We start from the raw sequence: 15,245 nt of genomic DNA, 5'->3' as shown, positions 1-15,245 counted from the left end.
CAGAATGTTCACGCGCGCCGCGCCGTTCATGCCGGCGCCGACACCAGCTTGCAGAAGCTCTCGAGATCGACGTTGCCGCCGCTGATCACCACGCCGACGCGCTTGCCCTGCAGCGCGTCCTTCATCCGTCGTACGGCGGCGAACGACAGGCAGCCGGTCGGCTCGACGACAATCTTCATACGGGTCGCGAAGAAGCGCATGCAGTCGACCAGTTCCGCATCCGTCGCAGTCAGGATGTCGTCGACGTCGCGGCGGATGATCGGGAACGTCAGGTTGCCGAGGTGCTGCGTCTGCGCGCCGTCGGCGATCGTGCGCGGCGTGTCGATATGCACGATCGCGCCGGACCGGAACGATTGCTGGCCATCGTTGCCGGCTTCCGGCTCGACGCCGTAGAGCTTCGCGTGCGGCGACAGCGCGCGCGTGGCGAGCGCGGTGCCCGACAGCAGCCCGCCGCCGCCGAGCGGCGTGAACACCGCGTCGAGCGGCCCGACTTCATCGAACAGCTCCTTGGCCGCCGTGCCCTGGCCGGCGATCACGTCGGCGTGGTCGTACGGCGGGATCAGCGTGAGCCCGTGCTTCGCCGCGAGATCGCGCCCGATCTGCTCGCGGTCATCGGTGTAGCGGTCGTAGGTCACGACGTTGCCGCCGTAGCCACGCGTCGCGGCCATCTTCGCGGCGGGCGCATCCTGCGGCATCACGATCGTCGCGGGAATCCCGAGCATGCGCGCCGACAGCGCGATCGCCTGCGCATGGTTGCCGGACGAGAACGTGACGACGCCACGGCGGCGCTGCGTGGCGTCGAAGCGCGACAGCGCGTTGAACGCGCCGCGGAACTTGAATGCACCCATGCGCTGCAGGTTCTCGCACTTGAAGAACACCTGCGCGCCGAGCGCTTCGTCGATCGTCCGCGACGTCATCACCGGCGTGCGGTGCGCATGGCCTTCGAGCCTTGCCGCGGCGGCGGCAACATCGTCGTACGTGGGGAGCGTGGGAGAGTTCATGGTGGCCCGATGGTCGGAATGGTCAGTCAACAGGAAAGCAGGGCGCCCAACGCGCTTGCGTCGCGCTTGCGTCATTTCGCATCGTTGTACACCGTCGCGCGCGACACGCCGAGATGCTGCGACACGATCTCCATCGCGCGGCGCACCTCGAGGAAGCCGTCGGCCTTCAGCGTCTGCATCAGTTCGCGGCGCTGGTCGGTCTTCAGTTCGCGTGGCGTCGTCGCGAGCCGCGTCGCGAACGCGTCGATGCGTTGGCGGATCGCGTCCGCGCCGGCCGGGTCGAGCGTTTCGGCGACGGCTTCGCCGTCGGTGCGGCAGAACTGGTTCAGCATGCCCTGGAAGCCTCGGAACAGCGTGACGTCCGCGTTCAGGCACAGCGCGGCCACGTAGTGCCCGGTCGAATCCTTGATGCCCACCGACGTGCTTTTCGCGGTGCGGCCGTCGGCGAAGCGGTTCGGGTAGTTCGCGAGCACCGGCGGGAAATCGTCGTCCGCGATGCGGGCGAGGCCGAGCTCGGTCGCGGGGTCTCCGACCGCGCGTCCGGACAGGTTGTTGTGGATCGCGAGGATCGCGTGCGCCGGCGTGCGCAGGTCGTGCACCACGACCTCGGTGAACGGCGCGAACATCTCGCCGAGCCCTTCGGCGATGCGCTGCACCTGTTCGATCAGCGACGCCTGCTCCGACAGCGCTTTTTTCCGGGTCGTGGTCATGGTGTGTTTGCGTTCGGGTTTCGGATCGATGCGCCGGTTTCGGGACACGGTCAACCGGCGTGTTCCAGGCCGTCCGTCATTTCCGGCCGCGTGATGTCGGCAAGCAGCGGGCGCGCGATCCGCACATAGTCGGCCGCGTTGAGCACGACCGAGCGGTCGAGGCGGCCCGCGTTGAATGCGATCTCGGCGTTGCGTTCGACCAGCGCGGGATCGACGACGAGCGTCACGTTGTCGTCGAACACGAAGGGCGGTACGGCGCCCATCACGCAGCGCGTGACGGCGGCCGCGAGGTCGGGCGACGCGAGCGTCGCCTTGCGGCGGCCGACGGCATCGGCGACCTTGCGGAAATCGATCTTCAGGTGACCGGGAATCACGGCGAGCGCGGTGGCGTCGCCGCCATCCTTGAACGTGCACAGCATCGCCTTCGCGCCCTGTTCGGGGCGCGTGCCGCGCAGCGCGGCGATCACGTCGGATTTGCCTTCGGCCGGATGTTCCAGCACGCGGAACCGCGCACCGGACGTATTCAGCAGGTTGCAAAGCGTGTCGAAAACGGAATGGTCGTTCATGTCGCTCCGGGCAGGCAGGCCGGCGCAGCGAGGCGCGCGGGTCAAAGAATCGTCCAAGTATAGACGTTTTGTCATGAGTGTGGCAAAGACGCGAGCAACCGGCGGCGGGCGGTCGTCGTGGCCCGCGCACCGTGCGGTCGGCCTCCAGCAGCCGAAAGCACGTTTCATATTGCGGAATTCACTTCGAATTCCGGCCGCGCCGCCTTCCCGCCGCTTGAAAACCTGTTTTGCATCGCAAAAACGCTTGCTTATCTCATTGAAAATCAACAGGAATTTATATCTTATGTCTTATATAAGACTTGATCGAAGGCGGGCCGGGCAGCGTTACCATTGAGTCCATGCAGTTCGCTTCGACACACGGAGCGGGCACGCTGAACCCTTTACTCAAATGCGCTTCGTTCCCAGGAGATAGACATGTCCCAATATCAAGACGACATCAAGGCAGTGGCCGGTTTGAAGGAAAACAACGGCAGCGCGTGGAATGCGATCAGCCCCGAGTATGCCGCCCGCATGCGCGCGCAGAACAAGTTCAAGACGGGCCTGGATATCGCCCGGTACACCGCGAAGATCATGCGCGCCGACATGGCCGCGTACGATGCCGATCCGTCCAAGTACACGCAGTCGCTGGGTTGCTGGCACGGCTTCATCGGCCAGCAGAAGATGATCTCCATCAAGAAGCACTTCAACAGCACCGAACGCCGCTACCTGTACCTGTCGGGCTGGATGGTCGCAGCGCTGCGCTCCGAGTTCGGCCCGCTGCCGGACCAGTCGATGCACGAAAAGACGTCCGTCAGCGCGCTGATCCGCGAGCTGTACACGTTCCTGCGCCAGGCCGACGCCCGTGAGCTGGGTGGCCTGTTCCGCCAGCTGGATGCCGCCGAAGGCGCCGCCAAGGCCGCGATCCAGGAAAAGATCGACAACCACGTCACGCACGTCGTGCCGATCATCGCGGACATCGACGCCGGGTTCGGCAACGCGGAAGCGACCTACCTGCTGGCCAAGCAGTTCATCGAAGCGGGCGCATGCTGCATCCAGATCGAGAACCAGGTGTCCGACGAGAAGCAGTGCGGCCACCAGGACGGCAAGGTCACCGTGCCGCACGAGGATTTCCTCGCGAAGATCCGCGCGATCCGCTACGCGTTCCTGGAACTGGGCGTGGACGACGGCATCATCGTGGCCCGTACCGATTCGCTCGGCGCCGGCCTGACCAAGCAGATCGCCGTGACCAACACGCCGGGCGACCTGGGCGACCAATACAATTCGTTCCTCGATTGCGATGAAATTTCGGCCGACGCACTGGGCAACGGCGACGTCGTCATCAAGCGCGACGGCAAGCTGCTGCGTCCGAAGCGCCTGCCGAGCAACCTGTTCCAGTTCCGCGCCGGCACGGGCGAAGCGCGCTGCGTGCTGGACTGCATCACGTCGCTGCAAAACGGCGCCGACCTGCTGTGGATCGAAACCGAAAAACCGCATATCTCGCAGATCGGCGGCATGGTCAGCGAGATCCGCAAGGTGATCCCGAACGCGAAGCTGGTGTACAACAACAGCCCGTCGTTCAACTGGACGCTGAATTTCCGCCAGCAGGCGTACGACGCGCTGAAGGCGGCAGGCAAGGACGTGTCGGCCTACGACCGGGCTCAGCTGATGAGCGTGGAATACGACGAGACGGAACTGGCTGCGCTCGCCGACGAGAAGATCCGCACGTTCCAGGCCGACGCGTCGCGTGAAGCAGGCATCTTCCATCACCTGATCACGCTGCCGACGTACCACACGGCTGCGCTGTCGACCGACAACCTGGCCAAGGAATACTTCGGCGACCAGGGCATGCTGGGCTACGTGGCGGGCGTGCAGCGCAAGGAAATCCGTCAGGGCATCGCGTGCGTGAAGCACCAGAACATGTCCGGCTCGGATATCGGCGACGATCACAAGGAGTACTTCAGCGGCGAAGCGGCGCTGAAGGCGGCCGGCAAGGACAACACGATGAACCAGTTCTGATACCGGTCAGAGCCGAAGCACGGCGCCAACCCGTCATCGCGGGTTGGCGTTTTTTTTCGTCCGCGCGATCGCGGCGGCTTACCCGCGCACGGCCTTCACGACGTACTGGCTCGTCGGCACCACGTCGATCTTGTCGAAATCGATGAAGCGCGCGCAGCTATCCATCATTTCGGCCACGTTGCGCTGGAATTTCTCGTCGTCGCCGAGCGCATCGAAGAACGCGTGCGGATCGGTCATCGCCGCAGCGGGAAAGCACTCCTCGACGATCGCGTCGTAACCGGGCGCCGCATGCGTGAGCGCGCGCACGACCACGTTCTGCACGTACAGGAAGTTGTCCTGCGTATCGATCGCGACGCGCGTGTGATGGCCGTGCCAGACGTCGAGCCACGCTTCGTGCGTGAGGCGCGGCGGCCGTTTCAGGAACGCGAGCTGCGAGAAGCCGGTCGTGCGCTCGCCCGGCCGCGCCGGGAAGCGCGTGTTCGGAATCGGCTGCGACTCGGTGACGAGATACGCGGCCATGTGCGGGACCACCGCGCGCACCGCATCGTCGAACGGCTGGCGGAACATCGCGTTGGCGCTGTCGACCCACACCGCGACGATCCCGTCGATGCCCGGGTGCGTGTTGGTCTGCTTCAGGCCGGCGGCCGGCGCGACCTCGGCATCGGCGAGGTTCACCTGCACGCCGTGCGCGCCGAGCGACAGCAGCGTGTCGGCGAGCTGCGCGCGCACCGTGCGGCTCCACTGATCGAGCGCGGCCTGCGCATCGCGCCACAACACGTAAATGACTTTCTCCATTGTTCCGGCTCCAGGGGGAATGACGGGATCGGCGGCGCTGCCGCCGGGGTTCAAGAAACGGCGGCCGTCGATCCGGCCGCCCGGTGCGCGCCCGGCGCGAACCGGTTCGCGGTCAGCGTGAACGACGGCGGGATCGGCGACGTGACGGTTTCGAACAGCCGCTCGTGGCGCGTCGCGTGAATGCGCCACACGCCGTCGCGCTTCACGTACTGGTCGTCGTAGAACGCGGTGCCGTGCAGCAGGTAGTTGTCCTCCAGATTGATCGCGTGATCCTCGAGAAACCACACGCCGCATGCGTGATCGGCCGAGACCAGCGTGAGCTCCGGGTGATGGCCGTGATGCATCGTCAGGAAGGTCGGCTTGCCGATCAGCTCGCGCAGGCTCGATACGAACGCGTCGCGGCCGTCGTACGCATAGCGTCCGCCGTACAGCCGCGCCTCACAGTCCTCGGTCAGGCAATCCGCGAGCAGCGCCCAGTCGTGCGTGTCGATCGCGCGGAAATACCGGTACTTCAACTGTCGGATCTGCTCGTATTCATGGAGCGTGCGGGTCGTGTCGTCCATCGCCGTGTCTCGTGGTGGTGTCGTTCGATGGTAGGAACGAAGCTGCCTGCGTCACATCGTCTGTTCGGACGAACGCCGGGCGCGCATGCCCGCGACGCCGCCTGCGCGATTCGCCGATTTCATCCGAACGGGTGATGGCCGGCGCATCGCGCGGCGGTAACGTGGCATCGACGCGGCCTTCGAACCGCGCCGGCACCGACCAAGGAGACGGAATGACTCTCATCGAATCGCTGGAAACGCGCGTACGCAGGCTGGAGGACGCCGATGCGATCCGCCGCCTGAAGGCGCGCTATTTCACGTGCTGCGACCGCAAGGATCCGCAAGGGATGCGCGACTGCTTCGTGGCCGGCCGCGTGCCCATCGACTACGGCCGGATCGGCACGTTCGACACGCGCGACGCGCTCGTCGACGTGTTCGAGCAACTCGGCTGCCATCCGCACATCGTCGAGATGCACCACGGCGTGAATCCCGACATCGCCGTGCTCGACGACACGCATGCGCGCGGCACGTGGGGCCTGCACTATCAGATGATCGACACGAACGCGCGCACGCTCACGCAGCTCGGCGCGTATTACGACGACGAATACCGGAAGGTCGACGGCGAATGGAGGATCGCGGGCACGCGCTGCGTCGTCACGTCGACGTTGTCGGCCCGCTATGAAGGCGACGCGCCGGGCGTGCTGTTCGCCGGCGCGCAGCCGCCGGCTGCCTGATGCACGCCAGCGCCACGTGCGTGGCGCACCTTCCACAGGAGACATCGAACATGACACAGAACCACGATGCGCCGGTCGCCGTCGTGACGGGCGCATCGCGCGGCGCGGGCAAGGGCATCGCGCGCGCGCTCGGCGCGGCCGGCATGACCGTCTACGTGACGGGCCGTTCGCAGCAAGAAGGCGATGCGCCGCTGCCCGGCACGATTCACGGGACCGCGCGCGAGATCGATGCGCTCGGCGGCCGCGGGATCGCGGTGGCGTGCGACCACGCGGACGACGCGCAGGTCAAGGCGCTGTTCGAGCGCGTCGAACGCGACAGCGGGCGGCTCGACATCCTCGTCAACAACGCGACCTGCCTGCACGACCAGTTGATCCTGCCGGGCCCGTTCTGGGAGAAGCCGCTCGATCTCGTGAACATCCTCGACGTCGGGCTGCGCTCGGCGTATGTCGCGAGCTGGCACGCGGCGCCGCTGATGGCGAAGCGCCGCAGCGGGCTGATCGCGTTCACGTCGTCGTTCGGCGCGAGCTGCTACATGCACGGCGCGGCGTACGGCGCGCAGAAATCCGGCGTCGACAAGTTCGCGAAGGACATGGCCGTCGACCTGAAGCCGTTCGATGTCGCGGCCGTGTCGATCTGGATGGGCCCGTTGCGCACCGAGCGCACGACACGGGTGTGGGAAGAGCATCCGGACCTCTACAAGGAGTTCTCGCTCGTCGCCGAAAGCCCGGAGTTCACGGGCCGCGTGATTCACGCGATCCACGGCGATCCGCAGCGCATGGCGCTGTCGGGGCAGGTGCTCGTCGGCGCGGAAGCCGCGCTGCAGTACGGCATCGCCGATCTCGACGGCAAGCAGCCGCCGTCGTACCGCGAGCTGCTGGGCGGGCCCGTGCAGGCCCATCCGGCGATCGTCGCCTGAGGAGCGCGCATGGGCATCCTGAAGGGCAAGGTCGCGCTCGTGACGGGCGCGGGGCAGGGCGTCGGCCAGGGCGTCGCGCATGCGCTCGCGGCCGAAGGCGCGCAGGTCGCGGTGGCCGGTCGTACCCGCGACAAGCTGCTCGCGACCTGCGACGCGATCCGTGCGCGCGGCGGCATCGCGGAGCCGTTCATGTGCGACGTGATGGACGCCGCGCAGATCGCACAGTGCGTCGATGCCGTCGTCGAGCGATTCGGTGGCGTGCAGATCCTGATCAACAACGCGCAGGTCGTACCGCTCGGCCGCCTGCTCGACGTGACCGACGCGGATTTTCTCGCCGGGCTCGAATCGGGGCCGATCGCGACGCTGCGAATGATGCGCGCGTGCCATTCGCATCTGAAGGGCGACGGCGTGATCGTCAATTTCGCGTCGTCGGCCGCGGTGCGCTGGGATGCGTCGGGTTACGGCGCATACGCGGCGACGAAGGAGGCGATTCGTGCATTGACGCGCGCGGCCGCCTGCGAATGGGGCGCGGACGGCATCCGCGTGAACGCGGTCGCGCCGCATGCGTTGTCGCCGGGCCTGAAAGGCTGGGTCGATGCGAATCCGCAGGAAGCCGCGGCGTTCTTCCGCACGATTCCGCTCGGCCGCGTGGGCGACTGCGAGCACGACATCGGGCGCGCGATCGTGTTTCTCGCGAGCCGCGATGCCGCGTACCTGACGGGCGCGACGCTGCCGCTCGACGGCGGGCAGGCGTACTGGGGCTGACGGCAGGCACCGAAGGCGCGCGGCGCGTGCCGCGTGCCGGTCATGGGTCCGGCAAGCACGGGCATGCGTGCGCGTGGCAGCCGGCAAACCGGAATCGAAGAGAGGACGACATGGGTCGACTGGAAGGAAGGGTAGCGATCGTCACGGGCGGCGCCCGCGGCATGGGCGCGGCGACGTGCAGGCTGTTCGTCGAAGCGGGCGCGCGTGTCGTGATCGGCGACGTGCTCGACGCGGAAGGCGAAGCGCTCGCGCGCGAGCTCGGCAGCGCGGCGCGCTTCATGCGGCTCGATGTGGCCGACGAGGCGAGCTGGGTGCGCGTGACCGAAGCGACGGTCGAGCAGTTCGGCCGTATCGACGTGCTCGTCAACAACGCGGCCGTGCTGACGTTCGGCGGCATCACCGAGCTGTCGAAACGCGATTTCGAACGCGCGGTGTCGATCAACCTCGTCGGCACGTTCGTCGGTATCCGCACGATCGCGCCGCACATGATCGCGCAGAAGCGCGGGTCGATCGTCAACATCTCTTCGGTGGACGGGCTGCGCGGCGTGAACGCGCTGGCCGCGTACGTGTCGAGCAAGTGGGGCGTGCGCGGGCTGACGAAGGTCGCGGCGCTCGAACTCGGCCATCAGGGCGTGCGCGTGAATTCGATCCATCCGGGCGGCGTGAATACCGCGATGTCGAACCCGACCGGCGCGCCGCTCGAGGAAATCAACAAGCACTACGCGAACGTGCCGTTGCAGCGTGTCGGCCTGCCCGACGAGGTCGCGCGCGCGACGCTGTTCCTCGCGAGCGACGAAGCGTCGTACTGCAACGGCGCCGAACTGGCCGTCGACGGCGGGATGGCGGCGGGCGCGTATTACCCCGGATTGCCGGGCGCGCCGTTTTGAGCGGGGACGATCGTCAAGCGCCCGAGCCGGATGTTTGTGTCCGCAACCTAATTCAGGGTTTGCCTGAGTAGCGAAAACACGAATACGCGCCGCCCGCGTTCGCATTGTCGCCACGCGGCAGCGGCGGCCCGAAATTGCCGCGCGCGCGAAACCCTTGCCGGGCGGACGTCCCGGCCGTTTCGTCCCCAAAGCGCGCGCAACGGCGCCGTAAAAATAATCGGCGGGCAACCGCCGTGCCGGCCCGCTGTCACACTTGTTTCTTGTTGCAACGCAACGCCCGCCCAATAACGGCGATGGTATGCTGGCCGGCATGGAGTTGTACGGCAGGTTGCTTGTATGGCGAAACTCGCGTTCGCATCTTCCAAAGAGACATCACCTTCTCTCGCTCGCATCGCGGCATCGACACGCGCTCCGCTCGCGTGTCCCGTCCTGCGCGCCGCCGCCCCCTGCGCTCCAATCGCATTTCCCATCTGGCGGGCTCACCCCGCATCCCCCATCCCCGCCCAATAATCTGGAGACATCCTCATGTCGCAAAACACTCTGGCCGCAGCAACACACGGCCCGCTGATCGCTCCGCCGGCTTTCGTCAAACATCGCAAGCTGATCGACTGGGTGTCGCGCATCGCGGCGCTCACGGAGCCCGAGCGCGTCGTGTGGTGTGACGGTTCGCAGGAAGAAAACGACGCGCTGTGCCAGGCGATGGTCGACCAGGGCACGCTCACGCGCCTGAACCCGGCGAAGCGCCCGAACTCGTATCTCGCACAATCCGATCCGTCCGACGTCGCGCGTGTGGAGGATCGTACGTTCATCTGCGCGGCATCGCGCGACGACGTCGGCCCGACCAACAACTGGGTCGAGCCCGCCGAAATGCGCGAGACGCTCAACGGGCTGTTCCGCGGCTCGATGCGCGGCCGCACGCTGTACGTCGTGCCGTTTTCGATGGGCCCGCTCGGCTCGCCGATCGCGCACGTCGGCGTCGAATTGTCCGACAGCCCGTACGTGGCGGTGAACATGCGGATCATGACGCGCATGGGCCGCGACGTGTACGACGTGCTCGGCGAGGACGGCGAGTTCGTGCCGTGCGTGCACAGCGTCGGCCATCCGCTCGAAGCGGGCCAGCAGGACGTGCCGTGGCCGTGCAATCCGGTCAAGTACATCGTGCACTTTCCCGAGACGCGCGAGATCTGGAGCTTCGGTTCCGGCTACGGCGGCAACGCGCTGCTCGGCAAGAAGTGCTTCGCGCTGCGCATCGCGTCGACGATGGGCCGCGACCAGGGCTGGCTCGCCGAGCACATGCTGATCCTCGGCGTGACGTCGCCGGCCGGCAAGACGTATCACGTCGCGGCTGCGTTCCCGTCCGCGTGCGGCAAGACCAACTTCGCGATGCTGATTCCGCCGCAGGGCTTCGACGGCTGGAAGGTCACGACCATCGGCGACGACATCGCGTGGCTGAAACCGGGCCGCGACGGCCGCCTGTATGCGATCAACCCGGAAGCCGGCTTCTTCGGCGTCGCACCGGGCACCGGCGTGAAGACCAACCCGAATGCGATCTCGACGCTGAAGGAAAACGTGATCTTCACGAACGTCGCGCTGACGGAAGACGGCGACGTGTGGTGGGAAGGGCTGACCGACACGCCGCCCGCAAAGCTGACCGACTGGCAGGGCAATCCGTGGACGCCCGAGATTGGCAAGGAAACCGGCCGCAAGGCCGCGCATCCGAATTCGCGCTTCACGGCGCCGGCCGCGCAGTGCCCGTCGATCGACGGCGACTGGGAGAACCCGGCCGGCGTGCCGATCGACGCGTTCATCTTCGGCGGCCGCCGCTCGACGACGGTGCCGCTCGTGACCGAGGCGCGCGATTGGGTCGAAGGCGTGTACATGGCCGCGACGATGGGCTCGGAGACGACCGCGGCCGCAGTCGGCCAGCAGGGCATCGTGCGCCGCGATCCGTTCGCGATGCTGCCGTTCTGCGGCTATAACGTCAGCGATTATTTCGCGCACTGGCTGAAGCTCGGCAAGCAGCTCGAAGGCGCGGGCGCCAAACTGCCGAAGATCTATTGCGTGAACTGGTTCCGCAAGGATGCGAACGGCAAGTTCGTGTGGCCGGGCTTCGGCGAGAACATGCGCGTGCTGAAGTGGATGCTCGATCGTCTGGAAGGCACCGGCGGCGGCAGCGAGCATGCGTTCGGCGTGTCGCCCGCGTACGAGGACCTGCACTGGGACGGCCTCGATTTCACGCGCGATCAGTTCGACGCGGTGACGTCGATGAACGCCGACGAATGGCGCGACGAGCTGAAACTGCATGCGGAGCTGTTCGAGATGCTGAAGCTGCGCCTGCCGGCCGAGATGACCGACACGATGAAGAAGATCGAGCAGCGTATCGACGGCTGACGATCCGCATCGGCGGAGTTGTCCCGACGTCCCGCCGCCGGCATTCGTGGCCGGCGGCGGGACGTTTTTGCATCTTGGTGCCGCACGATGCGCACTTCAGTAGCCTCGTCTGCCGTGACGGGCGGGGTGGTAGTGGTATCGGCAACATCCGTCAGATGGATGAGTGCGATACCGCACGGTTGCGTGCTGGCAGGTTCGGGAAAATCGAAACCGGTTGTGCTCGTTGGGTAGCCGGCCAGTCTTGTCGGATCGCAAGCGATACAGGCCGTGGACTCGCGGGCAGGGGCGGCTATCGTATCGGGCACAGTATCCTTGCCCGTGAATTCGGCAGTGAAGTTGCCGGCACCTTGATACAAACTCACAGGGAGCCTTGATGATTTCAAGAACAATGAGATGGCTATCGAGCGCAACTGGCGGTGCGCTATCGTCCGCTCGGGCCGGTTTGAGGTGGGCCGCGTTCATCGCTGCGCTGTTGGCGGGCCAATCCGCAATCGGCCAGACCAATACGCCCGTGCCCGCGATCAACCTGGGCAGCGAAATCAACGACATCATCAACCGCAACGCAAGCGACCCCACGCAAGCCATCAACAACTACATGGCTGGCCTCGCGGCGACGAATGCCCGCTGGGTCCGGATCGATATCAACTGGGCGCGCATTCAACCATCCCAAACCACGATCGACGTCAATGATCCCAATCCGGGGGCCAGCAGCGGATTGAACTGGGGCGTGACGGATACGGTCATTCGTGCGGCTCGCAACAATGGCCTGCGTGTGCTGGGTCTGATCTTGCTGACACCGCCGTGGGCTGCCAGTTCGAAGTGCTCGAGCAGCTATCAGCAAGCGAACGGGGTTTCATCCTGGCTGTGCGCGCCGGATCCGGCGTTCTACACCAATTTTGCGCGGGCCGCAGCCAAGCATTACGGTAGCGACAGTTACGGCGGCGAGGTCGATGCATGGGAAATCTGGAACGAGCCGAACTGCGGCATCGATTTCATGCCTCACGATCCAGTGCTGTATACGCAGATCCTGAAGAGCGTCTACCCGGCGATCAAGCAGGCGAATCCGGGTGCCTACGTGTATGCGGGCGGCAGCGCGGCCTGCACGACGTATCCGAACAACACGAGCGGCGCGCTGCCTTCGAATGGTGTGGCAGGGCTCGTCAATTCGACTAATCCGAATTATCCCGCGCCTACGCAGTGGGATCCGCGCGACTGGCTGGCCGTGATGTACGCGAGCGGCGCGCACGGGTATTTCGATGCACTTGCCCATCACCCGTATTGCTATTCCGACGACTGGCAATCGGCTCCGGACCAATGCCCGAGTACGACGCTCAACACCACGTATCCGCAATACTCGAATGCATTCAACATGATGTGGCATACCTTCCCGTCACCGTCGTATGCGTGGCCGTCGAGCAGCGGCAACACGTTTTCGAGCTACACCGGGACGAGCTTGCGCGATCAGATGAACGCGGCGGGCGACGGCGCAAAGGCGATTGCGCTCACCGAGTTCGGTGCGCCCACAACCGGTACGGACGGTGCGACCAACTTCACCGGGCAACTTGGCGGTTCATCGACGCAATACACGAACGCCAATTTCCGGACCATGCAGAATGCGCCATTCCTGACGCAAGCCAACCAGGCGCGTGAATATCGCGCGCTGATGGCATGGATCGCGCAGCAACCGAAGGGCGCATACGGTCCGGTATATGCGTACTGCTATTCGGACATGGCGCTGTCGTTGCCGAACAGCACGAACATCTATGAGCCGTATTTCGGAATCGTCGCACTCGGTTCGACGACCGGCTCGACGGGTACGCCCGGCGTCGCAAAGATAGCAGGTACGTCTCAGGCGCAATCGAGTCCGTACTATCCCGCGTGGCCGGATTTCGGTATCAATGCACGAGCCGCGGCCGCGGGCACCGCGGGTTATGCACCGATCGGTCCGGGTTGGTTCAACGCCTTGGGCAAGTAAATGCATTGAAACCGACTGCGACGTCGTACTCGCCGAGTATCTACAGGCTCGGAGACACCCCCCGACGTCCCGCCGCCGGCATTCGTGGCCGGCGGCGGGACGTTTTTGCATCGAAACCACACACTCTCCGTTCGCTCACTGCGCGCGACAATGCGCAACAACTTCATCAACAGCGCGCTGCACGTCGCCGCGCCGGTAGCGCAGCAGCGCGATATCCGCCGGATCGGGCTCGTACGACACCACGTTGCCGCGCCCCGTGTAGATCGCGATGTCGGGCAGCAGCGGATGCTCCTGGTCGAGCGACGGCACGTCCCGCGGGTTGCCGGCCGCGCGGAAGAACGCCGCGAAGTAGTCGGCGAAGCTGAGGTTCTCGTCGCCGACGAGGTAGGCCTTGCCCGCTTCGCCGCGCTGCAGTGCGCCCCAGATCGCTTCCGACAGCGATTGCGTCGAGATGAAGTTGCTGCCGCCGGCCGGCCCGAACACGGGCAGCCCCGCGAGCCGGCCCAGCGCATAGCCTGTGTACGCGGCGAACATCTCGTTGCGCAGCCCCGGCACCGACCCGACCACGAACGGCGCATTGACGCTGCACACCGCGAACGACGGCGTCGCGAGCGCGCGCACGCGTTCGTCGGCGAGATGGCGCGAGCGCACGTACGGCACCGTGTCGACGAGCGCCGGCGCGACCTGCGGATAGAAGCTGCCGACCAGCACCGCGCGCTTCACGCCCGCATCGCGCGCGAGCGCGAAGAAGCGCGGCACCGCGTCGACGTTCGCGCGCTCCCAGTGCGCGGCTTCGTCGGTGCCGGGCGGCAGGTGGCGGATGTCGTTGCCGGCCGCGAACACCACCGCATCGAACGGCGCGAGATCGTCGCGCGTGACATTGCCGGCCACGTAGTCGCGCAGCAGCACGTCGAACCGCGCGAGCGCGCTGCCGGCCGCGGGCGGCTTGCGCGCGGCGAGCGTGACGTGGTTGCCCTGCGCGTGCAGGTGCAGCGCGGCATGGCCGCCGATGAGGCCGGTGCCGCCGACGATCAGGATCTTCATGGTGTCTCCGGTCGCGGCGCAGGCGCGCCGCGTGAAATGAACAAGCGAATCCGCAGATGCGTGCGGTCGTCGCTCAGAAATTGAAGCCGTTGCCCGTGACGACGGGCAGGTTGGTCCAGAAGCCGTTCGGATCGCGATACCAGCCGGCCGCCGCGAGCGCACCGCCGTCGACGTGCAGCGTCGTGCCGGTGACCCACGCGGCGAGCGGGCTCGCGAGGAACAGCGCGGCGCCCGCGATATCGCCGGCCGCACCGAAGCGCCCGAGCGGAATCCAGCGCGGGATATGGCCGTGGTGCTCGGCCGCGACCATCGCGCTGACGGGCACCTGCGGCGTCTCGGTGGTCTCGGGCGCAATCTGGTTCACGCGAATGCCGGCCGGCCCGAGTTCGAGCGCGAGGCTTTTCGTGAAGCCGGTGAGCGCGGCCTTGAACGACGCATACACGGTGCAGTTCGGGATCGCGCGGAAGCCCTCGATCGACGACACGCCGACGATGCTGCTGCCCGCGCCGCGCTTGCGCAGCAACGGCAGCATCGCGCGCGTGACGATGAATACCTGGCGCAGGTTCACGTCGAACAGCCGCGCGATGTCGTCGTCGGTGCAGTCGTCGAACGGCTTCGCGATCTGCAGGAAATCGCCGACGTTGTTGACCAGCACGTCGACGCCGCCGAAGCGCGCGTCGACCGTGCGCGCGAACGCATCGACCTCGTCGCGGCGCGTGACGTCGACGGTGCCGACGAGCGCGTCGACGCCCGCCGCTTCGAGCGCGTGACGCACGTCCTGCGCGCGGGCCGCGTCGATCTCGGCCACGGCGACGCGCGCGCCGGCCGCGCCGAATGCTTCCGCGCATGCACGGCCGATGCCCGCGCCGCCGCCGGTGACCAGCACGGTCTTGCCGGTGAATGAAATCATCAGATCACTCCTT

14 protein-coding genes are annotated in these 15,245 nt (G+C 66.4%); 7 read left to right on the top strand and 7 right to left on the bottom strand.

The window, feature by feature from the left end:
* Nucleotides 1-26 precede the first annotated feature (26 nt).
* The 3 genes from BFF94_RS09430 to BFF94_RS09420 form a co-directional block, all read right to left on the bottom strand.
* Nucleotides 27-1,001 carry a threo-3-hydroxy-L-aspartate ammonia-lyase gene (locus BFF94_RS09430; RefSeq protein WP_128841677.1) on the bottom strand — a complete coding sequence of 325 codons (975 nt, stop codon included), beginning with the start codon at nucleotides 999-1,001 and terminating at the stop codon, nucleotides 27-29.
* A 71-nt stretch (nucleotides 1,002-1,072) separates the two neighbouring features.
* Entirely contained in the window at nucleotides 1,073-1,711 is a 639-nt protein-coding gene (locus tag BFF94_RS09425) for a helix-turn-helix transcriptional regulator (protein ID WP_128841676.1), read from the bottom strand.
* 50 nt (nucleotides 1,712-1,761) lie between these two features.
* Complete coding sequence (locus BFF94_RS09420) at nucleotides 1,762-2,277, bottom strand: YbaK/prolyl-tRNA synthetase associated domain-containing protein (RefSeq protein ID WP_128841675.1); 516 nt, start codon at nucleotides 2,275-2,277, stop codon at nucleotides 1,762-1,764.
* Nucleotides 2,278-2,691: 414 nt separating this feature from the next.
* On the opposite strand from BFF94_RS09420, the gene BFF94_RS09415 reads away from it, so the two are divergent.
* Nucleotides 2,692-4,272, top strand: a complete 1,581-nt coding sequence (locus BFF94_RS09415; protein WP_128841674.1) for an isocitrate lyase — start codon at nucleotides 2,692-2,694, stop codon at nucleotides 4,270-4,272.
* A 78-nt stretch (nucleotides 4,273-4,350) separates the two neighbouring features.
* Here BFF94_RS09415 and BFF94_RS09410 read toward each other — a convergent pair whose 3' ends face one another.
* Together BFF94_RS09410 and BFF94_RS09405 are read right to left on the bottom strand one after the other, a co-directional pair.
* The gene (locus BFF94_RS09410) at nucleotides 4,351-5,067 is read right to left on the bottom strand and encodes an EthD domain-containing protein (RefSeq protein ID WP_128841673.1); all 717 of its coding nucleotides are present in this window, start codon (nucleotides 5,065-5,067) and stop codon (nucleotides 4,351-4,353) included.
* Nucleotides 5,068-5,117: 50 nt separating this feature from the next.
* Nucleotides 5,118-5,630, bottom strand: coding sequence for a nuclear transport factor 2 family protein (locus BFF94_RS09405; protein ID WP_128841672.1), 513 nt, complete (start codon nucleotides 5,628-5,630; stop codon nucleotides 5,118-5,120).
* 212 nt (nucleotides 5,631-5,842) lie between these two features.
* Between BFF94_RS09405 and BFF94_RS09400 the strand changes: the two genes are divergently transcribed.
* From BFF94_RS09400 to BFF94_RS09375, 6 genes are all read left to right on the top strand, one after another.
* Nucleotides 5,843-6,343, top strand: coding sequence for a nuclear transport factor 2 family protein (locus BFF94_RS09400; RefSeq protein WP_128841671.1), 501 nt, complete (start codon nucleotides 5,843-5,845; stop codon nucleotides 6,341-6,343).
* A 50-nt stretch (nucleotides 6,344-6,393) separates the two neighbouring features.
* Nucleotides 6,394-7,260, top strand: a complete 867-nt coding sequence (locus tag BFF94_RS09395) for an SDR family NAD(P)-dependent oxidoreductase (RefSeq protein ID WP_219139239.1) — start codon at nucleotides 6,394-6,396, stop codon at nucleotides 7,258-7,260.
* Between the two features lie 9 nt (nucleotides 7,261-7,269).
* On the top strand, nucleotides 7,270-8,025 hold the full coding sequence (locus tag BFF94_RS09390; protein ID WP_219139238.1) for an SDR family NAD(P)-dependent oxidoreductase: 756 nt from the start codon (nucleotides 7,270-7,272) through the stop codon (nucleotides 8,023-8,025).
* A 110-nt stretch (nucleotides 8,026-8,135) separates the two neighbouring features.
* The gene (locus BFF94_RS09385; RefSeq protein WP_128841669.1) at nucleotides 8,136-8,912 is read left to right on the top strand and encodes an SDR family NAD(P)-dependent oxidoreductase; all 777 of its coding nucleotides are present in this window, start codon (nucleotides 8,136-8,138) and stop codon (nucleotides 8,910-8,912) included.
* Nucleotides 8,913-9,437: 525 nt separating this feature from the next.
* On the top strand, nucleotides 9,438-11,303 hold the full coding sequence (locus BFF94_RS09380) for a phosphoenolpyruvate carboxykinase (GTP) (RefSeq protein WP_128841667.1): 1,866 nt from the start codon (nucleotides 9,438-9,440) through the stop codon (nucleotides 11,301-11,303).
* 373 nt (nucleotides 11,304-11,676) lie between these two features.
* Nucleotides 11,677-13,278 carry a glycoside hydrolase 5 family protein gene (locus BFF94_RS09375; RefSeq protein WP_128841680.1) on the top strand — a complete coding sequence of 534 codons (1,602 nt, stop codon included), beginning with the start codon at nucleotides 11,677-11,679 and terminating at the stop codon, nucleotides 13,276-13,278.
* 135 nt (nucleotides 13,279-13,413) lie between these two features.
* Here the strand turns inward: BFF94_RS09375 and BFF94_RS09370 are convergent, their stop codons facing one another.
* Both BFF94_RS09370 and BFF94_RS09365 read right to left on the bottom strand, forming a co-directional pair.
* Nucleotides 13,414-14,322 carry an NAD-dependent epimerase/dehydratase family protein gene (locus tag BFF94_RS09370; RefSeq protein WP_128841666.1) on the bottom strand — a complete coding sequence of 303 codons (909 nt, stop codon included), beginning with the start codon at nucleotides 14,320-14,322 and terminating at the stop codon, nucleotides 13,414-13,416.
* A gap of 73 nt (nucleotides 14,323-14,395) precedes the next feature.
* Nucleotides 14,396-15,232: an SDR family NAD(P)-dependent oxidoreductase gene (locus BFF94_RS09365; protein ID WP_246637260.1), complete on the bottom strand. Its 837-nt coding sequence runs from the start codon at nucleotides 15,230-15,232 to the stop codon at nucleotides 14,396-14,398.
* Nucleotides 15,233-15,245 lie beyond the last annotated feature (13 nt).

The sequence above is a fragment of the Burkholderia catarinensis genome (assembly GCF_001883705.2).
GTDB lineage: Bacteria > Pseudomonadota > Gammaproteobacteria > Burkholderiales > Burkholderiaceae > Burkholderia > Burkholderia catarinensis.
This window is presented reverse-complemented; position numbering and strand designations above follow the sequence as displayed.